Origin of the sequence: Chitinophaga silvatica (assembly GCF_003419895.1) — a bacterium.
Lineage (GTDB): Bacteria > Bacteroidota > Bacteroidia > Chitinophagales > Chitinophagaceae > Chitinophaga > Chitinophaga silvatica.
This window is the reverse complement of record NZ_QPMM01000001.1, coordinates 1,072,425-1,096,410: the sequence shown is the minus strand read 5'-3', so window position 1 is coordinate 1,096,410 and position 23,986 is coordinate 1,072,425. Positions and strand designations below refer to the sequence as shown.

Sequence of the window (23,986 nt, the reverse complement as noted above, 5' to 3'; positions counted from 1 at the left end):
TATCTTAGTTATTGCCACGCAACCACTACATCATTTACCAATAGCTGGTTTCCGTTTCTTTTTACCTTTCCTTTTGCAGGCACAAAAACAGTTACAGCAGCAGTTTTGCCATTCATTGCCATTTCATAATTACCGGAAACATTCCTGGCAATAAATTGGCGGCTAACGGTATCGTATATATCCACTTCTTCAGTTCCAACCGGTACGGTTACCGACTTACTCTCAGAATATGGATTATAGTAGAGATAAGTTGGATACGCTTTTTCACGGAAAAAGTCTGTTGCCAGCAGATTGAGCTGCAATATTCCGTTTACGTTGGTGGTGCGGATAATACTTCCGAATATTCCAACATGCCCACTCCCATAAATACTGAACTGTGAAACATCAGGATTTCCCTTTGCCCATAATGGCCCATCCCCTTGTGCTACCGGGGCCTTTAGATGAGCATATTCGGGATAGGACGAAGTATGAATGATGCCTTCATATCCTATTACTCCTTTAGTTATACTTGCTTTTTCCGGGATCGTTTCATGCTCGTCGGGCATATATTGGGTGTAGAAGAATCTGGCCGCATTAGCTGCATTCAACATCCATTTACCAATAGCCGTAGCATAGGAAGGGTCGTAGCGTACTAAGGGAACCAGAGGCCACGCAGCATCAAAAGTGTTCATAAGAAAGCCATATCCGCCTCTATCTGTGGTACTGCCTACAATCCCTGAAATATCGAGGCCATTCCAGTTTCCAACCAATACACCCCAGCCTAAACGGCATTCCGGATCACCATTGAACGTCCAGTCGAGAAACGGTTGTACCTTAAAGCTCGTATTCTGCTCCGCATTAAGCCTGGCGGCCAACAAAGCTCCGAATGGCATAAATACTTCGTAGAAGGTATTATGTGGCTGTTTTTCCAATGTTTCGAGGGCGTGGATAGCAGCCTTCAGATATCTTGGATCTTTGAACTTCTTGTAGGCAGCATACAGCACATAAGCATGGCCCGCCGCAGCATCCTGCTGGTGGCAAATCTGATTGGTTTTCGGCTCCAGGTTAGCGTAGTCGAAAAACGTATAATTATAATTTCCATTCAGCACTGAATCGGCCGCTGTGAATTTTTCGGCTATGCTAAAGGCTAAAGAATCCAATCCGGCTACCTGCGGATACTTATCATAAATGCTGTAGAACAACAGATTTGGATATACATCATACCACCAATCCCTTCCATACCCTCCACCTAAGAGCGCCACTTCAGGACTGGTATTATTCATCATAATATTCCACTTCGTTTCCCGGTTGAAATAGTTTTTCAGCATGCTCACATAATCCAATCCTTGCTGATTGCTTTTATCAATGCCTACCAGAGTAGCCCCCAAGGTAGCTCCCATAGTGGCTAAGGATTCGTGAAACATACCTTTGTTATGAGCAGGCCCCTGACGCTGATCATCCATGGCGGTGTACAATCCAACTACTGGTTGTGAGAAGTTATGTTTAGAACTATCCCACCACACAACCGGCCAGTGAGGGCCCGTGGCATTAAAATCATAGGCTGTACTATCGAACTGTCTGGCTAAAGTATACCAATCGATGATCTGAAGTGGTTGTGGCAATTCTGGCATTTGAGCTACACGATCTAATACATGCTGTGTTACCGGAACAGGTGGAGCTTCTTTACAGGCTGTCCATGCCAGACAAAGCAGGATGCCCGTCTGTTTCAATTTTACCATGCTGTGAATTTTTTTCGTTAAGTTCTGTAATCATTTCTTCACCCTGGCGAATGATGGTTTTCGCAACAACAAGTGACAATAATTGAAGCAGTGCAATAATAATGATGGCATATCGGAGTGCTGCTTCTGTAGAAAAATAATAAGCTAAAAAGATAAATGTACCGGCTCCTATAAATCGGCCGGCATATAGCCCTACCTCATGATTCAGAATATAGGCAAATTCATTTCTTTTTTCTTTTCTGGCCAATATATCAATTACGTTGAACTGAATTGGGAAATAAGCCAGATCTAACAATGGCTTTGCCACCAACAGGAACAACATAAAGATGATGACACCGGTAGCATTAAAAAATGCTCCGTTGAAGATTGCTGCCAATGCGAAGCAAATAAGGCCGGCACCAAAAATATATAACCTGTGAGCTGGTTTCGCTAACCTGCCGATGATATACATTAATACAGCCGCGATAATAGCGCCAACCGACTGTGCAGTACCCAATGCTCCTTCTTTCCCCAGCAAAAGCATAATCAGCATTGCCGGAGCTGTTACCAGGTATCCTTGTGCAAGCCCCTTTAAAGAAGCCAGCAACAATAGTTTATTCCAATACGGATCGAATTTGAAAAAGATAAATCGTTGTTGTTTGGGATTAGAAAAGTTCCCTCTGAAGCAAAAGATGGAGGCTAATATTGTAATGACAAAAACTATAGCCGTAATAATCTTATAAGCCAGATTTACGCTTTCCTTATTTCCCATAATCTCAATAAACCATCCTATACAAATAGGAATGACTACAGCGATGATTGTATAGAAGAAAGTTTCAAGCCCATAATAATAATTACGGTTCTGATCATTTGTAATAGCTAATGCCAGGTAATCTCTATTGGCCCAATAAAAGCCAAACGACATACCCATGATGATACCGGCAACCCCAATACCTGTAAGGTCGAGCGTCTTTAATGACATCATCACCATCATACTTACACCACTCAGCATCATACCAATTGAGTATAAAGTTTTAATACTAAACTTATTTAGTAAAAACCCATTTATCAAAAAGGTCAATGGAATTCCGGTATAAATAGTAAGCTGATAGATGACCACTTTCGTAGGATCGTTTGAGTTACGCATAACATAAGCGGCAACGAAAATATCTATAACAGGTAATACCAGTGCATAGATCATATTAGTTAACACGAGTATACGAAAATCATGATGTTGCCTGTTGAAGTGCTTGATTTCGGCTGAAATATTTTTTAGCATAGTTTCTACCAATTTAAGGACGAAAGAATATCGGCAATAGAAAACCTGGCAGCACATACTACTTCATCGGCTGCTCCGTAATAAATGGTTAATTCATCTCCTCTGACTATATGTCCGTTTGTAAATACCACTTGTCCAAAGAACCCGGTCAGCTCATAAGGAGCTTCCGGAACCATGATAGGGTCTTCACTTCTGGCAAGAACGATGGAAGGATCATCCAGATCCAGCAGTAAAGCCCCTAGTCCGTATTGTTGTTTTGAGTTGGCACCATGATAGATTTCCAACCACCCTGCAGCAGTTTTAATTGGTGCAGCACCGGCTCCTACCCGGTTGCTATCCCAATATCCATCTCTTGTTTTGATCAGGCATTTATTATTACCCCAATGTTTACCATCGGGCGATTGTGCCAACCAGATGTAATTTCCTCCAAGATCTACGCTGCTTGGGCGGTGTAAGGCATAATAATGACCATGGATTTTCTCTTCAAAAACTGCACAGTCTTTATTATGGGGAGGAATGATCATTCCTTCTTTAGTGAATGCCTTCCAGTCTTTTGTTGTACGCATTCCCACTCCCACTCCGTTTGGAGAAACGGCTGTATAAGTAAGATAGTAGGTATCATTAACTTTGGTTACCCGGCAATCTTCGATACCAAAGGATTCCAGCAGGCCCGATCCATGAAGCTGAGGGTATCCGGAAGGTTCATAAAAATGTATTCCGTCTTCACTGCAGAAAAGTCGTAGATGCGATAAGGTTGTAAGGTAATCATCTCCTTTATAGCGGATAACCCGGGGATCGGTAGCTATTAGCTCCGGATCATGTCGGGATATTTCAATGATCTTTATTCCTTCATCTTCTAACACCGGGAAGGAAATATAATCATGTTGCTGGTGCGGGCGTTCGGCTACTCTTACGATCAACCAGATTTTATTATCAAATTCGAAGACGCCCGGATTCAGCAGACACGCTACTTCCAGTCCTGGTCTGCTAGGTGGTACATCCGCAGGTTTCAACAATGGGTTCTCTGCAAACCTGTTTACACTAACTTGTCTCATTCCCAAAAATATATGGTGATAGTATTTATTACTTAATATCCTGTATTCTGCTTCAATCCCAGTAAGTCTGCTTCTCTTTGTGGGATTGGTAATAACTGATGGTAAGTTTGCCAACCGTTGCCATAGTCGTGAATCCCTTTCAATGGATCAGCATCTGCCGCCTTTGCCAAAACAGTTTTAGCCAGATCCCATCTTACCAGGTCATAGTAGCGGTGCCCTTCCATAGCCAGTTCCACTCTTCTTTCGTGCTGTATGGCTGTTAACAATTGAGTCTTATCAGAAGTTGTGACAGCTGGTAAATTAGTAGCCGGGTTTGCAGCATACTTCCGGGCCCGGGCACGAACTCTTTCGATATCTGTTTTTGCATCACCGGGCATATCCAGATTTGCGTGGCATTCTGCTTTCCATAAAATCACATCGGCCAGTCGGATGTAGATAAAATCAACTCCTCCATCATCGATTGGACTAACGTTACTCATAAATTTGCGCACGTTGTATCCGGTAATTGGCGACCATGTTGGATCATAATTAGTGCCATCCAGGTATACATCTCCTGCCTGGAATAGAGTTGCAGCGATCCGCGGATCTCCGGGTTCAAATGCATTTACAAGGTCTTTAGTTGGTATTTCAAAGCCCCAGCCTTTGCCCTGTGGTGCAAATACAGCATTTAAAACACTTCCCTGAGAAGGAGTCTTACCGGATTCATGGCGGGCGGCAAAAATAATTTCGCCCATTCTTTCGCCTGCTCCGTTGAAATTGTCGGCAAACTTATCCAACAGGATATAGTTTCCTTTTTCTACCTCAGCAATTTCATTCAAACAATCCTGCCAGCGCTTGCGATAAAGGAATGTTTTGGCAAGCAATGCATGAGCTGCTCCAGTGGTAGCACGATGATAGTTATCGTTATCGATATAAGACAGAGGTAAAAGAGTCATAGCTTGCTTTAAATCACTTTCTATCTGCTCATATACCTGAGCAACGGGAGTGCGCACACTATTATCTTTCAGATTTTTTTCCGGTATTAATAAAGGAATATCTCCGAAGTTGATTACCAATCTGAAATAATAAAATGCGCGCAGGAAGTAAGCTTCGCCCTGCATCCTTTTCCAAAGGGCAGCGTCTAGTCCGGCTACCTTTGAGCCATCCTGAGATAACAATGTATTTGCGGCATCTACCCCTTTGTAATTAAATCGCCACACGCCTAATACATTATTATTCTCAGGAAAGATGCTAAAGGTTTGCATTCTACGCATATCTTCCTGATCACCCAGACTTCCCCCTCCTTTCACGGCATCATCGCTCATAACATCTCCAATCACCCAATCACGGGGAATACTACTTCCGTTATCCCAATCCCAGTCTCCTCTGAATCTATTGGTGAGTGGCAGGTAAGCGGCATCAATTGCCATCAGGAAATCGTTTGGCTGAGTGAAAACATTATCTTCAGTAAGTTTACCCTGCGGAAATTTTTCTAACTGTTTAGTACAACTACTAACAGAAAATATAACCAGTATAATCGCTAATATCTTTTTCATGATCTGTTGTTTTGAATAGGTTAGAAACTTAATTGTATTCCTGCCGTGAATGTTTTGGAAGGCGGATAAGTGCCCATATCTATTCCGACAGCCAGATCGCCGTAATTGGCCAGGTTTTCATTGGTATACAATTCAGGGTCCATGCCTTTATACTTTGTAACAGTAAAAAGGTTTTGTGCACTAACGTATACACGTGCCTGATGGAATCCTATCCGTTGTAATAATTGGGGAGTAAGGCTATAACCCAGCATTATATTCTTTAATCTTAAATAGCTACCATTCTGGATATAGCGATCGGAGTTCCTACGATTATTGTTAGGGTCCTGGAAGGTAGCACGTGGAGTGGTATTGCTGGTACCTTCGCCATGCCATCTGGTGTTATAAAAATCTTCTTTACTATTAAACCCTCTGCCATCGAAGCTATTAATGATATTATCTACTTCATTATAAATCTGATTGCCCTGCACACCGTTAAAGAACAAAGTCAGATCAAACTGTTTGTAAGTCAAAGCAGCATTCAGACTGTACAAAAATTTAGGATTTGGATTGCCGATAATGGTACGATCTGCATCATCAATTTTACCATCATTGGTAACGTCTACAAATCTGATATCACCTGGTTTGGCATTAGGTTGCAGTAATTCGCCCTTACTGTTTTTATAATCCTGGATTTCTTTTTCATTCTGGAAAATCCCTGCTGTTTTATAGCCATAGAAGGAGCTGATTGGTTCACCTTCTCTTAGTATTACTCTGCCCGAACCAGCGGAAAATATTTGTTCTTTTCCTTTATATAGTGAAACTACCTTATTTCGTAGCGTAGTTACATTTGCAGCAACATTCAGGGAAAGGTCTTTGGATAAAGATTGGCGGAAGGAGGCGGCGATTTCAAGACCTTTGTTACTCATTTTAGCCCCGTTTACATACGCTGGAGCTGCATCTCCGTTTGTGTAGGAAGAAGGAAGCTGAATAAGGATATCGCTGGTTTGTTTATTGAAATAATCTACACTCAACTGCAATGCTCCGTTCATGAAACCTGCGTCCAATCCGATGTTTGACTGAGTTGTTGTTTCCCATTTCACATCAGGATTTCCCCTGCTGATTACCTGTAATACATTGTTGGAAGTGGAGTAGATAGTTGAGAATGGATATAAGCCGATATTTTGGTTACCCAGCTGGCCCCAACCTCCGCGAATTTTCAGATCACTCAGCCAATTCACTTCTTTCATAAAATTTTCTCTGGCAATATTCCAACCTGCGGAAAGCGAAGGATAATAGCCCCAGCGGTTTTCTTTTGAGAAGCGGGAAGAAGCATCTGCACGCATATTTACATTCAACAGATACTTTCCATCGTAGGCATAGGTTACTCTACCGAAATATGACATTAAAGCCCATTCTTCCAGGATACCGTCGTTAAACTGTTGTCCGGAGCCATAGGCAAGATATTGTAAGCTTGGCGACTGATCGGCACGGGAATCGTACCCATTGCGGGAAGCAGCCAGGTAATCAGTTTTTGCAGTAATGTATTCAGACCCTAAAGTTACTCCGACATCATGTTTTCTGTTAAATGTGTGATTGTAATTCAGCACATTTGTCCAGTTGATGATGGTAGATCGATTCCTGAATTTATCCAGCCCTTTATCCTTATCCTGCAGGGTAGTTCTGTCGCCGGGAATCTGACCGCTGTATTGCTGATGTTCTGCAAAAGCGATATCAGCACCAGCATCTGTCCGGAATTTAAAATCTTTGGCAAATCTGGCTTCGGCAAACACATTACCTAGTAATCTGTAATTACTGCCGGTGCTGGATCGGTAGTCGGCCAGTGCAAGTGGATTTTTACCATCTCCATAGAGTAATGAGTTTTTGTATAAATCTGTTGGAGGAAGATCGGTATACAGACCTGTTTTGCTATCATATAAAGGAATAGCTGCCGGGCGAATTAATGCATATCTTACAATTCCGGGCAGGCTTCCTGGCCTTCCACCATCCCCGCTTGCTCCAATTTGTTGGGTTTTATCGAAAGTGAGGCTCATGTTCTCTCCTATTCTCAGCCAGTTTTTTACATCACTGCTAACATTTGTTCTAAGTCCATAGCGCTTGAAGTTCGAATTAACGATAGTTCCGTCCTGGTTCAATACGTTACCGGATAAGTAATACCTGGTTTTATCCGAACCGCCGGAAAAACTAAGATTATATCTTTGAGTGAGTGCCTGGCGGAAGATGGCATCCAACCAATTGGTATTTGGCAGTTTTGCAGCATCATCCTGATTTCTGGTAGTAGAACCATCGTTGGCAAACGCTTCATTTTGTAATTCAATGAACTGTGCTGTACTCAGCATTTTTGGTAGTCCGGAAGCCTGAGCAATCCCGTATGCAACTTCCAAACCTACTTCGTTTTTACCAGGCTGACCGGATTTGGTGGTAACCAGTATTACCCCATTGGCTGCTCTGGAACCATAGATGGCAGAGGCGGCAGCATCTTTCAATACTTCCATGGAAGCTATATCATTAGGGGAAATGGTGGTAAGACCGTTGGTCATGGGTACGCCATCCACGATAAAGAGTGGATTACTATTATTTAAGGTACCAATACCACGAATTCTGATCACCGCTTCAGTACCAGGTGCTCCGGTTGGGGAAGTCACTGTAACGCCGGGAGCCTGGCCCTGAAGGGCGGTACTTAAATCAACCGCCTGGGTTTTGGCTAAAGCCTTGCCATCGATAGATGAAATAGCACCCGTAACCTGGCTTTTTCGCTGAACTCCATACCCAATTACAATCACATCTTTTAGTCCTACTTCATCTCTTAATAGTACTACATTCAGTGGACTATTGCCGGAATGCTGAATTGTTTTGGTAATAAACCCCATAAAGGAGAACTGAATACTTGCGGGAGAGCTCCCTGTTAAAGTGAGCGTGTAACTTCCATCAGGCCCTGAAACAGTGCCATTATTGGTGTTGCTCTGTACAACTGTTACCCCGGGTAAGGCAGTTCCTTGAGCATCATTTACCTTGCCGCTAACTTTGACCTGTGCATAGGCACTTCCGACAAGCAACAGGAATGCAGCTGTCATGAAAACTGTCCAGTTTTTCATTCGTAAGAATTTATGGCTCCCTAATAGAACCGGTTTTCAAAAATGTGTTAGTTGACCTTCTTCGGTAAGTGGAATCCCTCTATTTCATACGTTGGAATCATGCTTCAAAAATAGGTGCATGGAAGGGATAAGGACTGTACTATTATTGCAAATAACTGTACACCTGTTAAAAATAAATATTGACAATCAACTAGTTATAATTATACTGCCGTTTGTTGTTCCCTATATTCGTTTGGAGAGCATTGATACATTTTCTTAAATTCTCTAAAGAAATAGGACTGGTTATTAAACCCGGTTTTATAAAATATTTCAGCAACGGTCAACTGTGTTTTTATTAAAAGTTGGGCTGCCTGTTGTAGCCTTACGTACCTGATAAATTCATTTGGGGTCATATTGGACAAAGTCTTCAATCTTCTATATAACTGCATTTTGCTTAACAAAAACTGTTTCTCCAACAACTCAGCATTTAATTCCGGTTCATCGATCTGTGACTCAATAAAAGTTACCAGCTCCTGCAGAAATTTCTTATCCGTATCTTCTATCGTGGCTTCCTTTAACTCCAGCATCGGCGTTTGCGCTTTGAAGATTTCATGTAATCTATCCCTATACTCAAGTAATTTCCGAACCCTAACTAATAAATGTGCCGCATGGAAGGGCTTAGGCAAATAAGCATCAGCACCAGCTTCATAACCCTCCGTTTGTTGATCTATGGTTCCTCTGGCCGAAAGTATAATAAACGGGATATGGCAACTTCCAGGAGCATTTTTAATTTTATTACAAAGTTCCAGTCCATTCATATCAGGCATCATGATATCGCTGATAATTAAATCAGGCATTGCCCGCCGGATAACATCCAAAGCTTCTGCCCCATCTCCCGCTTCATAAATAATATATCCGGGGGAAAGCAATTCTTTCAATAATTGACGAATCGCGCCTTCATCTTCCACCAATAAAATACTTTTCCTGTTTCCCTCCCTACTACTCTCTATCCTGGATAACTTGTTGGAAAGCTCACTCATCTCTACATCCTGTCCTAAATCAATAACACTTGATCTTAATAAATAGGAAGGAGTAGCATTAACTAAAACTTCGCTGGCTTGCTCCGGTAGGGGAAGAGACACATAAAATGCAATTCCGTTATTTTCATTCTTAGCATAAATATTACCATTCAGCAATTTTACCAGTTGCTGTGTAAATGCCAATCCAATTCCGGTACCTATATACTCTCTGCCCTGCTCTCCTATTGAAAAGAACCTGGTAAAAATGCCGGTCAATTGCTCTTCCGACAACTGGCTTCCGCTATTGAACAGGTAAATTTGTAAGGCCTGATCGCCGACCCACGACCGAAAAATGATTTCCTGACCTCTTTTTGTATACTTGCAGGCGTTGCTCAATAAATTAAATAAGATCTTTTCCAGCTTGTCCTTATCCATGCCAATGACCATTGCAGGTAAAATATTTACCTGCCAATGCAGCAGCTGTTTTTTTCCTAATGGTTGAAATAATGCTACGATGCTTTCCATTAAGTCCGAAACATTGAAAGTTGCATAGTCGCTCTTCATAAAACCGGCATCGGCTTTTCTGAATTCCAGCAACTGCTGCACCAGGTAGGTAAGTCTACTGGCTTGTTGATGTACCAATGCAGAGTTATAGGCATCTGCCGGATCTTCCTTGCTTCGTTCAGAAGCACCGACAATTAACGTTAATGGCGTTTGCAGTTCATGAGCAATATTTGTAAAGAAATGAAGCTGGGAGGCATGAACCTCTTCTTCCTTTTTACGTAACAGGTGTTCTACTTCAAGCTGGTGCTTCATTTCCAGTTTATTTTTCCTATAAAGCCAGAATGCTATTCCAATACCACTTAAGATGACAGTATATAAGAGAAATGCCGGCCAGGTCAACCAGAAGAATTGCTTAACTGTGATTCGTAATAAAATGCCTGATGTAGTCCATATTCCTTCTCCATTACTCCACTTCACTTTTAAAGTATATTGGCCGGGAGGTAAGTTTCCGTAAACTACTTTTCCCGTGCCACCAGTATATTGCCACGATTTGTCGAATCCTTCGAGGAACCAGGCATATTCGCATTTTTCTGCCTGTAAGTAACTGAGTGCTTTGGCCTGGAGTTCAAAGAAATTATCACTTCTAGATACTGCATATTGGTTTTTATGTTCCTCTCCCGGTTTTAAAACAAACAGTCCTTCACTTTTAATTTTTGCCCCTAACTGCAACCCATTAATTAATAAATTTGGAAACCACCGGCGCTGCTGTATCGTGGCCGGGCGGAAATAGTTGAATCCATAAATGCCACCGAAGTACAAACGACCATCTGCATCTTTCCATACAGCACCGTCACTGAATTCATTACTTTGTAGTCCGTCTGTTTCCTGGAAATTGGAAATTTCGCGGGAAAAAGGATTAATTCTTGCTAACCCCCGGTTGGTACTGACCCAAACCTGCCCTTGTTCGTCTTCCGAAATTGCATGAATCGTATTATTGGGAAGCCCATTGGTTGTACTAAATTTTTCGAAATGTGGCTGGGAAGTATTTAGAGCCTTTTCCTGGATATAATTTAGTCCATAGCTGGTACCAATCCATAAACGCTGTTGCCGGTCTTTATACACTGCAATAACATCGTTATGCGACAAACTACCAGTATATCCAAATGCTTTATATATGGTAAAGAGCTCATTTGTTTTATTAAAATAATTTAATCCTCCATATCTGCAACCAATCCATAATCCATTATTGGAAGCTAAGGCAATTGAATAAATAATATCGGTAGAAGGACCTTTATCGGTTCCATTGTAGATATATTGATTGAAGAATACCAGTTTAAATTTACCGGCATTTCTTACCAATCGCAGATGAATTAAGCCATAACCACTGGTTCCCAGCCAAAGGGAGCTATCATGATCTTCTACAATCGCATAAACAGATCCAAAGTTGGGATATTGATTATTACCTTCAATCTGCGACCATTTAATAAATTTCTGATGTTGCTGGTCGAATAATGTGAGTCCTTTTCCATCTGTTCCGATATAAATAAGGCTATCTTTCCCTTTACAAAGTGCAAACACAGCATTATTGTCAAGCTCTTCTGTGAAGAACTGTAATTGTTCTGTTACCGGGCCACCGGAGGTATTTGACATACTTACAATACCACTGCCTTTAGTACCTACCCATAATTTGTTGCCGTTATTACAAAAGGCTCTTACGGGCTTACTGAAAGCTGTGCCTGCCGAACTCCGGGTAACTACTCCAAAGTATCCCACCTGAGGAGCAATTTTCATGATACCATTTCCATCTGTTCCGCACCACAACACTTCTTCACTACCGGATGCCCAGGAAGTTATCCTGTAATCCTTCAATTGATGTTGCGTTTCCTTTAGAAAAGATTCGTCAGGTAGCATAGCATCGTCATAGACTCCAAATCCCTGGGAACCCCATGCCACTAAATAATGGGATTTATAATAAATAATAGCATTAACGGTATGAGGTAGCTGGCCACGCTGTTGTACAACTAGGGTACGGGGATCTACGACCATTAGATTTCTATCGGAAGTAACGAAAAATACACGTCCGTCTGGTACAAAGAGGGATTGCACATCGGGATGTCTTTGAAGTAATTTCCATTGGTCGTTCTGTTGTTCATATACTTCCAATCCATTATCCCCTCTTAGTACCCATAGCCTGTTTGCGGCGTCGAATACTGCTTTTACAACACGATTATTTGTTTTGGGCCATTTACAAACTTCGAAGGAATCTTTTTCTGTGTATTTTATTAGTCCACGCACCTGGTTCAGACAATAGAGTTGGTGACTGGTATCTGTCAGTAATAAGAAGTCACGTTCACTGATCCTGCCTGTTGGCTGGCGGCTATACATATAATTGGAACAGCGACCTGTTTGCTTGTCGTACATCGAAACTCCTTCAATGGTACTAAGCCAGATCCTTCCTTTGCCATCTTCTGCTACCTGCATTACAACATTGTTTCCGATACTCTGGCCAGGATCCTCTCTGTTGTAATTAAATATGCGGAATGAACTTCCATCGTACATATTTAGTCCATCCCAGGTAGCGGCCCAAAGTACCTGGTCTGTATCCATAAATAAAGCATTTACGGCGCTATTTGAAAGGCCGTTACGGTTATCGAGTTGCCAGATATTATAACGAGGTGGATCTGTTTCAGAGAAAGCAGGCATGGCAAAAAGCACACAACACCCAAATAGATAGCGGAATATCCAATTTTTCATAACGTGCCATTATTGATAACTGAAGTTACAAAATTTCGTTTGTTGTTGGATACTTCCGGGTATCTAAACAAAATCCGGCTCACAGGGTTATACAAGCAGATGTTGTTTAGTTGATGGTTTAAAGGAAACCGGTTGGCTTGCCGGCCGGTTCTTTTTTGTATTTTTGCGGAAACCTATGTCTTTAAGGATGCAAACTTATACGTATTCCCAAACAACCAAAGTAATATTCTGCATTATCGTTGTCTTACTTGCGGCCCTTTCATTTGGAGCTATTGGTTATGGATTATATGAATTTATATATTCCCGCCATTCACCCATGTTGTTCATTTCACTCATTGGGCTTGGTTTACTTGCAATTACTACTGGCGCATTGAATGATACCTTTGCAACCTTAACTATTGACGAGTTTACCATTAAGTTCCAGAGCAGATTATATACCCGGGAACTTGCATTAACCAGTATTAAGGGGTACATAATAAATCCAAAAAATAATTCTGTTAAGCTATATAGTGTAGTAAAAGGACAGAAAGGTATTTCTGTAAGCCCCTATCTTAAAAACCGCAGTATACTTCACGAATATATATTTGAAACTTTTACAGACCTTACTGAAGATGAGAATACCAATGAGTATGAAAGCGTAGTTGAAAAATTAGGAGACAACGGACCGTCAAAAATCAAAGCGGCTAAAAGAACTATGTATGTCTGTAACGCAATCATTATTTCTCTGGCACTTTTAACAACTTATTTCAAACAATCATATTCCTGGTTACATATACTACTGTTTCTTACATTGATCCCATTATTTGGAGTAATGTATTACTTCCGTGGAATCTACACTATTGACGAGAAAAAAGATTCAGAACTTCCAGGGGTATTCATTCCGGTAATAGCTACAACAGCAGGTTTATTTTTTGCTACACTTTATGTTCATGTATTAACTTATAAGCCTGTATTTATTATTTCAGGGATTATTGCACTTATTTTATTTGTAATCTTTGTGGCTCTAACCAGGGAAAAAGCTGTAGGAACTAAGTATTTCCGGGGCTATTACTTAGTTTATGCAATTATGTTTTTTGGTATTGCCTATGGATTTACACTCAGTATTAATAAGTATCTCGACAAAGAAGATGCTACTGTTTTTCAAACTCAGGTTACTAATAAACGTAAAAGCAAAGGGAGCAGAAGCTCCTCATATTATGTCGAATTAGCGCCATGGGGGCCTCATACCAGGCAAAATGAAGAGTCAGTTCCGCTGGCATTTTATGACAGTGTATCTAAAAATCAACCTATCAAAGTTTATCTGCATAAAGGTTTTTTGGGTATTGGTTGGTATGAATTTGAGAATGAATAATTTCTGTAAGTGAAGAAGGAAGAAAATAAGTTGGTAAACAATTGATGGAGGCCCAACCAAAACTTAAGACGGCGAAGGATACGCCCCGTTACTGTAAACTTCCATCCGGGGTATCTGGGTATTTTATGGTATTCTCTGAATATTGATTAATAGTTTTACTTCGTTTCAATTTTCTATATTTCAGAATAATCATTTGTTCATAAATCGTTTGTAAGCCTACATAGGCAATACCATTCCATCCATCTAAAAAAGCAAGTTTAACAAGCATCATATAGCACCATTTAATGAATGGTCTGGCCGGTAATTGATAGAATAATCCTTTAAGATGAAATCTTCTTTCAGTGAAGGAGGATGAGAACAAGGCTTTTTGCCATGAGAAAACGTAGGTATCATTTAGCCAATGTTCTGCTTCCATAGTGGCATAAATAATATGTTTTTTTTGCCAATGATACAGCCCCTTGGAAAAGGGGAAATGCTCTATTGTTACAGGTAACTGTTTTACAGGTCCTTCAACCAATAATACTTCATTAATTTCACGGATATATGTTCCTTTTCCTTTCTTCAGCAACCGGGTATAACTGGGGCATAATTGAGCATGTTTAAGCCAGGAATTATTCCAATAATCTTTCCGCCGAAGGCTGAAAGCATTTATATGGTTTCCATCCTTTTTAACAGCTTCAACCAGCATCTCATATGATGATTCCGGTAGTCTTTCATCGGCATCCAATATAAGAATCCATTCATACCGGAAGGGTAACTGTAGTCCAGCATTGCGTTGTGAGGCATAGCCATCGAACTGCCGCTGAGCTACTTTAGCTCCTCTTGCAAGTGCAATGCTTGTAGTTGCATCTTCACTGTAAGAATCCAAAATATGAATATCGTTGCACCAACTGATAGAATCGAGGCAGCCGGGTAAATCTGCCGCTTCGTTTTTAGTGAGAATCAGCACAGAGATCATGGGATGAGATCTTTATCTAGAATATCAGTTTTATCAGGTAATGGAACCGGGGCTTCCAGAAAGTTTTTTCTCTTCTTAATTTTAATAGCGGGATGACCGCTATAGACAGTCCAGGCTTCCATATCTTTAGATATGACTGAAGAAACGCCCAGGATACTTCCTTCTCTGCACACAACTCCGGGAAGAACAACAGCTCTTGCACAAATCCAGACGTATGGTTCAGTTACGATTCTTCTTTTCAGATAGGCAAAATTTATATCATTGTAATTATGCGTAGCACCACAGAGATAAGAGTTTTGGGATAAGACAGTATGATGCCCTAAACGTACACCGCCAGGGTTATAGACTTCCACACCGGGACCAATAGTTACCACGTCACCAGTTTCCAGAAGCCAGGGAGCCCAGATTTTACAATCCGGATAGATCGCATTGGCTAATCCGATTTTAGCACCAAAAAGTCTTACAAGGAATACACGCCAGTTATGAAATGGAATGGGAGTCCATTTACCGAGAAGTTTCCAGCTAATAATCCATATAAATCGCCTTAACCTGTTACTAAAAGGGAAAGTACTTTTCTTATAGGGGTCGTTCTTATAAACATTCATAACTATCGAGGATTTCAGGGTTTAATACCGGGATATTGGTTGAATACCCATCTATAAATTGAACGCCTCAGAAGTAAGAAATGTTCTCTGACTAATCGTTTTTAGTTAAAATTTGATGTGATCGTTTCAGGAATTTAAAATGCTTTCTATAAATTGATCATATTTCTCTTTAATTGGTAATTCTTCATCAATAAACATTTTCCTTCTTTCTACCTTTATTAAAGTATTATCTATTGGATTCAATCCTTCTTTAATTACATTTTTCCAATAAATACCAATTCCTCTTTTCTGCCAGGAAGGAAGTTCATTAAAGTTAATTCCATAGGAAAAAAGCATTTCATTTTTGTCGGCAGAGCTCATTTTATTAATATGCTGAGTGGCAATAACCGGTGTTTGTCCGTTTTGCCTTAACAACCAATAACAATGTGCGCTTAAAGAGTTACGATGTGCATCTTCCTGACGCCATCTGAAATAATCGAGCACCAGGGATGCATTTGGCAGTTCAATTATTCTGCAGTCAAACGCGGCAACATCCCCTAATAAAACAGAGAATTTTGCACTTGCTTCGCCTGCCAGTAATGAGATAAATTTCCTGCGTTTTCTTGCAAAAGAATTTTCATTAAAATGAAAGAGCAATGAGATTTCATCGCTTTGGGTATATCCATAAATGACATTAAAACCGCAATTCATTAAATGTTGCAGTGTTTCAATCATTATATTATTGAATCTTTTATCAAAGGGCTTCTCAAAGTTGTGTTGCTCCTTTGTTAGTTTGGTGAATCCTCTCCCATCGATTCTGGCAATCAGATACATTCCCGGAAGTACAGAAATATCATTCTGTGTTTCATAAATTCTCATTTTTGAGTCTAAATCGTCAAATTTCATCGCTCCAGGGATTTATTGAAAACTGGTTATTTTCGAGGGTTACATAATATAATTCATCAAACCCTTCGTTGGCAGATGGTAATTCAAGGCGACTATAAGCACCTCGGATTCCTTTTTCAGGAATAAAAGCCTTTCCGGTTCTGTTACTGTTTCTTTGGATAGCTTCAGATACTTTTGAGCTGAAGTAATAGCCTATTACTTTGTAATTGTTCTGCCGGGCAAGTTCTATATACTTAGCTCTTTCTACCTTAGTTAAATTAGTATTATCCACTACCAATTTTTGCTGGGTTTTAAAGCAAGCATCCAGGAAAACAGATTCTCTATTCCGGGTATTTAACAGATCCAGGGAAATACGCACATGGGTAGCAAAAAAATGCTGCTGATAAAAAGTCGACTTCCCTACCGCCTGAATGCCACAAAAAATAATTGCTTCCATAAAAATTAGCAAAGCGGGCAATTTACAGAATCTAACCGTAATGATTATACTAATAGTTGAAAATAAATCCGAAGGAAGTGATGCTAAAACCATAAGCACCACGTGCTACCAGGTATAAGTCGTGAACGCCTTCTGCATGTTTCAGGTTTCCTGTAAGTTTAAGTGCGTAAGTGCTGTCGCCGGTATAAGGGATCTCGAGGGTGCCTATTATTTTACCCTTGGGTTTGTCTATTCTGAATTCGATCTTAGATTTGCTGTTTTTATGTTCAGAAGCTACTTCCACTCTAAAACCAATTTCTCCCAAACTTAAATTTACCTGGGCAAAGCTCAGATAACTGCCTTCTTTCATTTGAAATTCCGTAGCCCTGTTCCCTTTTTTTGCTGACGGCGTGGACGTTTGCCCATGTACGGACAACGACACGATAAGAATAATCAGCAAAAATAGCAGCCTCATAGGATAGGGTAAATCTATGCTCCGGGTATTTAAATTACATATTAATCCCCATAAAATTAAGTAATTATGTTATATAAAAATATTATTAATTAATAAATTTAATAATAAGATGATGATAATCAGGAACCTAATTGACTGATATCAGTTTTGAACCCATTATTGCCTCCGACCTTTGAATGATTGTTAAACTTTGTAAACGACAGTTTGTTAAGCATTAAAAAATCAACATCCATGGAACAAGAACTTCTCACATTGAGCCAATATTACGGAGCACCGGCAGTAACAATTTTATTATCTACTCACCGTACTCACCCCGATAGTAAGCAAGACCCTATTAATCTCAAGAAGTTGGTCACCATGGCCGAAAACCAGCTTTATGAAACTTATGATAAACGGGAAGTATGGCCAATACTTGATAAAATAAAATCAGCTGAAGCAGAGGTGAATCACGAATATAACCTGGATAGCCTGGCTATTTTTGCCAGCAAGGACGTGTTGAAAATAGTAAAAATGCCTATTCCGGTAACCGACAGGATTGTGATCAGCGACAGATTTGAAATAAGACCCCTTTTAAGGGCACTGGAACAAAAGGAGTACTATTATGTACTTACAATTTCAAGAAACAAAATTCGCCTGCTGGAAGCCTTTAATGATACGCTTGTCAGAGAGGTGAGCAATAAGGATTTTCCTTTTGAAAATACTCAATATTATACCACCGATCATATGAAGATCATTCAGGACAGCTATTTGGATGACCTGGTGAAAGAATATTTCAATGTGGCTGATAAGCGGTTTAAGGAATATTATTATGCAGAGCCTTTACCTGTCATTCTATTGGGGGATGCCAAGATGCTGGCCTATTACGAGGAACAAATGGATATCAAAAACATTGTAATAGGAACTGCACATGGTAATTATGATGATACTACTCCGCATGAAATTCTTAAAATAACTTATCCGATAGTCAAACAACACCTGGAAGAAAAAGAGCAACAGGCTCTTCAGGTCATAGATATAGCACAATCGGCTCAGAAACTGAATACAGATTTTGGAGATATTTATCGGGCTGCCCAAGCGGGAGCAGCAGATACCCTTTATATAGAAAAAACCTATTTCGCAAGAGGTACTGTGGATGAAGAAGGAATTGTAGACCTCTCTGAAGACCCCACTGCGGAAGATCTTACACTTGTGGCGATTGATACGATCCTGAACAAAAGCGGGAAAGTAACAATTATGAATGAAGGGGCATTGGAAAAATACAATGGTATTGCGCTTGTCACACGATTCTGATAACAAAAGGGCTGTCTCATAACCTTTGAGACAGCCCTTTATTTTTTAATTATTTGATGCAAAAAATCATTTAACTGTTTTACGAGCCATAGCTGCTAATCTTGCATAGATTTCTATCATCCCAGCCTGCCCCAGTAATTCCTTCTCCGGCCTCACTCCAACCATATTTGTAGACCGGTCTCTCTCCCTTTCCCAAACCCAATCAGCATATTCCTGCATTGCATTAATATACTTTAGATTAAGATCTGTTTTGTACAAGGCTTCAAATCCTCTTAACAATACGGCATTAAACCAATACGATGCTTTAACCTTAGTTCGGTAGAAAAAATGCTGGTAGCTGCTTTCTGCAATTTGCTGAGCTGCTTTCAGGTATTGATTTTTTTTTGTAAGATGATAAAGTTTAACACTGGCCTGCAACATACTTCCAGCATTATAAGCGTATAAGGCAGAGTCGATCCGCTTGTTCTCCGCCGGCTTTATTGCATCCCAGTACAAACCATCTGCACTATGCAGGTATTGATTTACCCAATTGTATAACGAGACGGCGGTATCGAGATAGCTTTTCTGATGGGTAGCTTCATATAGCTGAATTGCCAGTAAAATACCCGGACCATTCGAACGGGTGTTCTTTGTGGTCTTATCATTCTCCTTCCAGTAGATTCCTCCGCCAGTTACATTATCATAACCTGTCATCATAAACCTGTAAATTTCAATACCCTTGGTTAGGTACCATTTATTACGGGTTCTTGAATAGGCATCCATATAGGCAATACCTATCCACTGGTTATCATCATAATAGCGGTCTTCCCTACCCTCCTTTACTATATAAGAAGCATAGCCCGGAGCAGGAGCCTGAGAATCGTAATACTGATTGATTGCATGAATAACAGGTTTCATGTATGCCTTCCCGTTATCAATACGTTCCAATTCATTGGTAGCCTGTATCATTCCGCATACCGACCATAAATCGGCATGTGAATTATGGTTCATTGTCCGGTCGCTGGTCTGGATATACAAACCACTTGCTGGTTCATACAAAAATTGATTCACAGACTGTAGTATCAATAGTGCTTTTTCCTTATTGGATTGCGCTGTTGCACTTACAGTACCAAACAAACAACACAAAGCTAGCCTCAGAACTCTTCTACCCATCATTCACTTTACTTGATTAATCCCATCTGCTTGAGTCGATAAGCCGCGTCAATTACCATTTCACCACTCAACTGCTCGGTCAGGTCGCTATTCCCCAAGGTGGCAGTCCAATCTTTGTTAAAGATCACCTGTGGTTTGGCTGTACCTTTTGTCCAGATAGTTTCCGCGTTCAATTGCAGGAAGTTGGCAAACTTTGTTGCATCGGTGCTGCTAATACTACCATCGGTAATCAGTAACATCAGGTAACGAACCAGAATTCCTTTAAACAAACCTCCATCACCGGCACCTTCACTTTTAAGAATGTTGGTATTGGTAAAGGTTCCGCCTAGCGCATTATTGGCAGTTTTCAAAGCATCGTTGAGATAGACCGCCTGTCCGGTTAGTTTATATAACTCTACTCCTGCACCAATAAATACGCCCTGATTATAGGTAAAGTTCCAGTTTTTGGTAACGTTGCCGCTACCATCCTGATTAATACCATCCCATACCAGACCACTGGATGGATCTACCAGCACAGATTTTTGCCAGTCATAGATTTTCTTAGCCCAGGCAATATCATCTGCATTCTGAGTAATGCCATACATGCGTGCCGCGATAATACATGCGGGTGCATTTGCTGGTGTATTCTTATAATTTTTTGACTTATCCTTATTCCAGTGAATACCACCACCCCATACTTCATCCCAGCCTCCTTTGATATCAGTCCACAACAGAATGGCCACATCCTTGTATTTTGTATCACCTGTTGCTTCAAAAGCCCTCAGACATGCTAAGGTCATCCATTCCATATCATCGTAGAAATAGTTGATATAGGTATTACCATTTTTGGTTTTCATACCTGCAAGCAAATCATCCATCCTGGATTTAATGGCAGGATCATTCTTGCGTATGTAGGCATCCACCAATACATCTAATGCGTGAGCATTAGGCCAGTAGTTGAAAGTGGTATTACCACTGTTATTCTGGTTGAAGTATTTTTCCTGGTTCCAGTAGTTGCCTAAAAGACCCTGCAGGGAAGAATCCGCAATCTGAGGCCAGTTAAAAACATATCTTTCTTTGCCTGCGCCCGGGCCCGGGCCATCATCTACAGGTTCTTTCAAACATGCAGTGAAGGCCAGGGGGAGCAATAGTGCTGATAAACGTAATAATTTCATAATCGTCTCTATTTTACTATTACTTCGTGGGTGTAGTTTTTATCGGTGGTAAAGTAGATGTTGATGTCGCAGTTTTTCATATCTGCTTCAGCAGCGAACTTGTAGCAATAATTCCACTGATCGTTATTGGAAATAGGACGCAATTCCCAGAAGCTTAATGGTGTGTTGGCAGTAGGACGGTTATTGTCGGCATTTGAGCTACCAACCCATTCGCTACCAGCGTTACCATCGCCGTCTTTGGTTGTAATTCTGAATTTATAGCGCTCATCTCTACCCCAGCTTTCCTGTTTAAATTCGATTGGTTGGTTTTTGATACTCCAAACACCGCCACCGGCATAACTGATTTCAAAGAGGAATTTGTTCAGAGGAGCAAACCATAAACCGATGGTGGTAACTTCTGTAACATTAGCGGCAGCATTGTTGAAATCGAGACGAATGCGGTAAACTTTAGTACCTACAGTTTGCTCGTTTTCACCGGCTTCTTTTACAGCAGTTCCAGCGATTGAATAAGTAGTTGGAGTACCGGTATTTCTGTTGGTAAAGTGATACTTACCATTTTTCAGAGAGGTATAGATTTCATAAACACCCGGACCGGTAGATTTCATCTTCAGTGCATTACCTAATTCGGCACCCGCTTCAGTAGCTTCACCGGTCAGATATACATCCGTAGGGATTTCAGCAAAACCATTTGGTCTTTCTACTTCAATCAGTTTGCTTTCTGCAGCTTTCTGAATGTTGTATCCTTTGGAAGCTAAAACTGTCCATTTAATTTTACCGGTAGCCAGAGATTGGATACCTGCTTTACCAGCGATGCTGTTCAGGTCCTTATGAGAAAGAGTGAGTTTATTTTGTACCCCACCGCCATCTGAAGAAAATTTAGCAACCGGGTTGGAGAAATCACCGTTCTCTTTATCGAATGCTACTTCATAAATTACCAGAGAGCCGTCTTCAGCGCGGGCCTGATCCCACTCGAAGCTAACAGAAGCGCTGGTAGATGGTTGCAGTTTAATGTATTTATTATCGAGAGGTGCTGTTAGTTTAGCAACCGGTTGAATATTAGTATTCAGTTTATAGTCATCTTTTTTACAGCTGAATAATAATACGCTGGCTATAAAGAACAAATATTTTTGCATGTTAATTCAGTTTTTTACAGTTGTGGAATTACCAATCCTGGTTTTGTGATAGATTCTTGTTTTGGTCGCGCTCTACCGTTGGTACAGGCCAGAGGTAGTGCTTTGGATCTGTGAAGATGCGGTTTTCGACGATGATGTATCCGTTTGCATCCTTGTTGAATGCTCCTGAAGTCACACGGATACCTCTTACTGGTTTGCTCATTACATCCTGAGCAATTTTCCAACGACGTACATCCATAATCCGAAGACCTTCAAACGCCAGTTCAGCTCTTCTTTCGCGGCGGATTACCTTTTGTAAAGCAGGCTTATCTAAGGTAGCATTGAACTGAGTAGCACCTGGATCTACAAAACCGGCGCGAGTACGAATTGGCTGAATTGTCTGGTTCCAGACAGTTGCATTCATTTGGCCCAGCTCATTTTTAGCTTCAGCATACATCAGCAATACATCGGCATAGCGAATCAGGATCAGATTCAGTCCGGATGCGTAGTTGGTAGCAGCTCTGTCATAGTACTTATAGAAGTAGTAACCGGTAGGAGAAGCTCCCTGGTCGTCCACTGTATTAGTAGCAGGATTGGAACCTGGTTGGGTAAGAATGGTTTGTACTGTACCATTCAGGTCGGTAACTTTTGAACCATGGTGGAGGATTGTGGCTTCAAAGCGTGGATCTCTGTTGAGATACGGATTGTTTTCATCATATCCTGAACCTGTTTCACCAATTGCTTTACCATTGGTCATGATATAATCATTAACCAGATCCTGAGTTGGTACCAGCACGCTTCTTAAGGCAGTGATAGTTTGAGGCATGAACTGACGTTGTTTGTCGTACGTTCTGCTACCACCGTATTGAAGGTCTAAAATCACTTCGCTATTATATTCATTAGCAACGGTGAACATAGCATTGTAGCCAGGGAATAAGGAATAGGTACCATCTGTAGTTTTGCCGATCAGCAGTTCACAGTCATTTACCACATCCTGCCATTCGCTACGGAATAAGTGTACGCGGGCCGACATGGCAATAGCGGCACCTCTTGTTACTCTTCCTCTGTCTTTTTGGTCCTGGGCTGTATTTACAGGTAAATCTTTACGGATATCCTGCAACTCAGAAAGTACAAACTGCAGGATAGTATTTTTGTCTGTACGGGTAATGGTACGGGAATTATCTATTGATATAAGATCGGTATAGAAAGGTACATCACCATACCATGATGTTAATTGAAAATATGCATAGGCACGGATAAATCTGGCTTCAGCAAGAATTCTTTTCTTCAAATTAACATCGATGCTCGGAATACGGTCCATATTCATGGTTACCGTATTACATCTGCGGATAGTAGTATAATAATAAGACCAGGTATCTTTTACGCGATCGTTATTACCATCGTATCCACCGTTGGAGATAGCATTTACATTCATCATACCTCCTCCGTTATTGTAAGCATTATCACTTAATGCTTCATCTCCAAAGAAGTAATCATCTTTTGACAGATGTTCATAACAGGCGGTTAAGGCATCGAGCCCATCCTGTGCATCGCGCCAGTACGATGTTTCGGTAAATTCCTTCGTCATAGGCTGGTCGAGTTTCCGACAGCCAAATAAACTGGAAGCAAGTAATATAGATAAACAAATTTTCTTCATAACTAGTCTTATTTAAGA

General features: G+C 40.7%; 17 protein-coding genes. 2 read left to right on the top strand and 15 right to left on the bottom strand.

What is annotated here, in order from left to right; genetic code table 11:
• Positions 1–8 precede the first annotated feature (8 nt).
• From DVR12_RS04230 to DVR12_RS04205, 6 genes are all read right to left on the bottom strand, one after another.
• Positions 9–1,718 carry a glycoside hydrolase family protein gene (locus tag DVR12_RS04230; RefSeq protein ID WP_199417032.1) on the bottom strand — a complete coding sequence of 570 codons (1,710 nt, stop codon included), beginning with the start codon at positions 1,716–1,718 and terminating at the stop codon, positions 9–11.
• Positions 1,663–2,976 carry an MFS transporter gene (locus DVR12_RS04225; RefSeq protein ID WP_116974191.1) on the bottom strand — a complete coding sequence of 438 codons (1,314 nt, stop codon included), beginning with the start codon at positions 2,974–2,976 and terminating at the stop codon, positions 1,663–1,665. Before DVR12_RS04225 ends, DVR12_RS04230 begins: the two co-directional genes overlap by 56 nt.
• 5 nt (positions 2,977–2,981) lie before the next feature.
• The gene (locus DVR12_RS04220) at positions 2,982–4,031 is read right to left on the bottom strand and encodes a glycoside hydrolase family 130 protein (protein ID WP_116974190.1); all 1,050 of its coding nucleotides are present in this window, start codon (positions 4,029–4,031) and stop codon (positions 2,982–2,984) included.
• A 32-nt stretch (positions 4,032–4,063) separates the two neighbouring features.
• On the bottom strand, positions 4,064–5,566 hold the full coding sequence (locus DVR12_RS04215; protein ID WP_116974189.1) for a RagB/SusD family nutrient uptake outer membrane protein: 1,503 nt from the start codon (positions 5,564–5,566) through the stop codon (positions 4,064–4,066).
• Positions 5,567–5,586: 20 nt separating this feature from the next.
• Complete coding sequence (locus DVR12_RS04210) at positions 5,587–8,658, bottom strand: SusC/RagA family TonB-linked outer membrane protein (protein ID WP_116974188.1); 3,072 nt, start codon at positions 8,656–8,658, stop codon at positions 5,587–5,589.
• A 200-nt stretch (positions 8,659–8,858) separates the two neighbouring features.
• Positions 8,859–12,914, bottom strand: a complete 4,056-nt coding sequence (locus DVR12_RS04205; RefSeq protein ID WP_116974187.1) for a hybrid sensor histidine kinase/response regulator — start codon at positions 12,912–12,914, stop codon at positions 8,859–8,861.
• Between the two features lie 187 nt (positions 12,915–13,101).
• Between DVR12_RS04205 and DVR12_RS04200 the strand changes: the two genes are divergently transcribed.
• Positions 13,102–14,265: a hypothetical protein gene (locus DVR12_RS04200; protein ID WP_116974186.1), complete on the top strand. Its 1,164-nt coding sequence runs from the start codon at positions 13,102–13,104 to the stop codon at positions 14,263–14,265.
• A gap of 88 nt (positions 14,266–14,353) precedes the next feature.
• Here DVR12_RS04200 and DVR12_RS04195 read toward each other — a convergent pair whose 3' ends face one another.
• From DVR12_RS04195 to DVR12_RS04175, 5 genes are all read right to left on the bottom strand, one after another.
• Positions 14,354–15,223 (bottom strand): glycosyltransferase family 2 protein, encoded by an 870-nt coding sequence (locus tag DVR12_RS04195; RefSeq protein WP_116974185.1) that lies wholly within the window; start codon positions 15,221–15,223, stop codon positions 14,354–14,356.
• Positions 15,220–15,828 carry an LbetaH domain-containing protein gene (locus DVR12_RS04190; protein WP_116974184.1) on the bottom strand — a complete coding sequence of 203 codons (609 nt, stop codon included), beginning with the start codon at positions 15,826–15,828 and terminating at the stop codon, positions 15,220–15,222. The genes DVR12_RS04195 and DVR12_RS04190 overlap by 4 nt, the downstream gene beginning before the upstream one ends.
• A gap of 126 nt (positions 15,829–15,954) precedes the next feature.
• Positions 15,955–16,713, bottom strand: a complete 759-nt coding sequence (locus DVR12_RS04185; protein WP_116974183.1) for a tRNA(His) guanylyltransferase Thg1 family protein — start codon at positions 16,711–16,713, stop codon at positions 15,955–15,957.
• A complete protein-coding gene (locus DVR12_RS04180) occupies positions 16,703–17,149 on the bottom strand; it encodes an AAA family ATPase (protein WP_116974182.1) in 447 nt (148 codons plus the stop codon). The genes DVR12_RS04185 and DVR12_RS04180 overlap by 11 nt, the downstream gene beginning before the upstream one ends.
• 49 nt (positions 17,150–17,198) lie before the next feature.
• Positions 17,199–17,603: a carbohydrate-binding protein gene (locus DVR12_RS04175; protein ID WP_116974181.1), complete on the bottom strand. Its 405-nt coding sequence runs from the start codon at positions 17,601–17,603 to the stop codon at positions 17,199–17,201.
• 231 nt (positions 17,604–17,834) lie between these two features.
• On the opposite strand from DVR12_RS04175, the gene DVR12_RS04170 reads away from it, so the two are divergent.
• Positions 17,835–18,893, top strand: a complete 1,059-nt coding sequence (locus DVR12_RS04170) for an AOC03_06830 family ribosome hibernation factor (protein WP_116974180.1) — start codon at positions 17,835–17,837, stop codon at positions 18,891–18,893.
• A 66-nt stretch (positions 18,894–18,959) separates the two neighbouring features.
• On the opposite strand, the gene DVR12_RS04165 is transcribed toward DVR12_RS04170, so the two are convergent.
• From DVR12_RS04165 to DVR12_RS04150, 4 genes are read right to left on the bottom strand one after another with little or no spacing between them, the layout of a single operon-like run.
• Positions 18,960–20,048: a glycoside hydrolase family 76 protein gene (locus DVR12_RS04165; protein ID WP_116974179.1), complete on the bottom strand. Its 1,089-nt coding sequence runs from the start codon at positions 20,046–20,048 to the stop codon at positions 18,960–18,962.
• A 5-nt stretch (positions 20,049–20,053) separates the two neighbouring features.
• Entirely contained in the window at positions 20,054–21,199 is a 1,146-nt protein-coding gene (locus DVR12_RS04160; protein ID WP_116974178.1) for a glycoside hydrolase family 76 protein, read from the bottom strand.
• 8 nt (positions 21,200–21,207) lie between these two features.
• Complete coding sequence (locus DVR12_RS04155) at positions 21,208–22,332, bottom strand: SusE domain-containing protein (RefSeq protein ID WP_116974177.1); 1,125 nt, start codon at positions 22,330–22,332, stop codon at positions 21,208–21,210.
• Between the two features lie 28 nt (positions 22,333–22,360).
• Positions 22,361–23,968, bottom strand: a complete 1,608-nt coding sequence (locus DVR12_RS04150) for a RagB/SusD family nutrient uptake outer membrane protein (RefSeq protein ID WP_116974176.1) — start codon at positions 23,966–23,968, stop codon at positions 22,361–22,363.
• Positions 23,969–23,986: the final 18 nt, after the last annotated feature.

Excerpts from the sequence above, each read along its gene's own strand:
- DVR12_RS04230 (WP_199417032.1), bottom strand. The coding sequence starts at position 1,718 with ATGGTAAAATTGAAACAGACGGGCATCCTGCTTTGTCTGGCATGGACA.
- DVR12_RS04225 (WP_116974191.1), bottom strand. The coding sequence starts at position 2,976 with ATGCTAAAAAATATTTCAGCCGAAATCAAGCACTTCAACAGGCAACAT.
- DVR12_RS04220 (WP_116974190.1), bottom strand. The coding sequence starts at position 4,031 with ATGAGACAAGTTAGTGTAAACAGGTTTGCAGAGAACCCATTGTTGAAA.
- DVR12_RS04215 (WP_116974189.1), bottom strand. The coding sequence starts at position 5,566 with ATGAAAAAGATATTAGCGATTATACTGGTTATATTTTCTGTTAGTAGT.
- DVR12_RS04210 (WP_116974188.1), bottom strand. The coding sequence starts at position 8,658 with ATGAAAAACTGGACAGTTTTCATGACAGCTGCATTCCTGTTGCTTGTC.
- DVR12_RS04205 (WP_116974187.1), bottom strand. The coding sequence starts at position 12,914 with ATGAAAAATTGGATATTCCGCTATCTATTTGGGTGTTGTGTGCTTTTT.
- DVR12_RS04200 (WP_116974186.1), top strand. The coding sequence starts at position 13,102 with ATGCAAACTTATACGTATTCCCAAACAACCAAAGTAATATTCTGCATT.
- DVR12_RS04195 (WP_116974185.1), bottom strand. The coding sequence starts at position 15,223 with ATGATCTCTGTGCTGATTCTCACTAAAAACGAAGCGGCAGATTTACCC.
- DVR12_RS04190 (WP_116974184.1), bottom strand. The coding sequence starts at position 15,828 with ATGAATGTTTATAAGAACGACCCCTATAAGAAAAGTACTTTCCCTTTT.
- DVR12_RS04185 (WP_116974183.1), bottom strand. The coding sequence starts at position 16,713 with ATGAAATTTGACGATTTAGACTCAAAAATGAGAATTTATGAAACACAG.
- DVR12_RS04180 (WP_116974182.1), bottom strand. The coding sequence starts at position 17,149 with ATGGAAGCAATTATTTTTTGTGGCATTCAGGCGGTAGGGAAGTCGACT.
- DVR12_RS04175 (WP_116974181.1), bottom strand. The coding sequence starts at position 17,603 with ATGAGGCTGCTATTTTTGCTGATTATTCTTATCGTGTCGTTGTCCGTA.
- DVR12_RS04170 (WP_116974180.1), top strand. The coding sequence starts at position 17,835 with ATGGAACAAGAACTTCTCACATTGAGCCAATATTACGGAGCACCGGCA.
- DVR12_RS04165 (WP_116974179.1), bottom strand. The coding sequence starts at position 20,048 with ATGATGGGTAGAAGAGTTCTGAGGCTAGCTTTGTGTTGTTTGTTTGGT.
- DVR12_RS04160 (WP_116974178.1), bottom strand. The coding sequence starts at position 21,199 with ATGAAATTATTACGTTTATCAGCACTATTGCTCCCCCTGGCCTTCACT.
- DVR12_RS04155 (WP_116974177.1), bottom strand. The coding sequence starts at position 22,332 with ATGCAAAAATATTTGTTCTTTATAGCCAGCGTATTATTATTCAGCTGT.
- DVR12_RS04150 (WP_116974176.1), bottom strand. The coding sequence starts at position 23,968 with ATGAAGAAAATTTGTTTATCTATATTACTTGCTTCCAGTTTATTTGGC.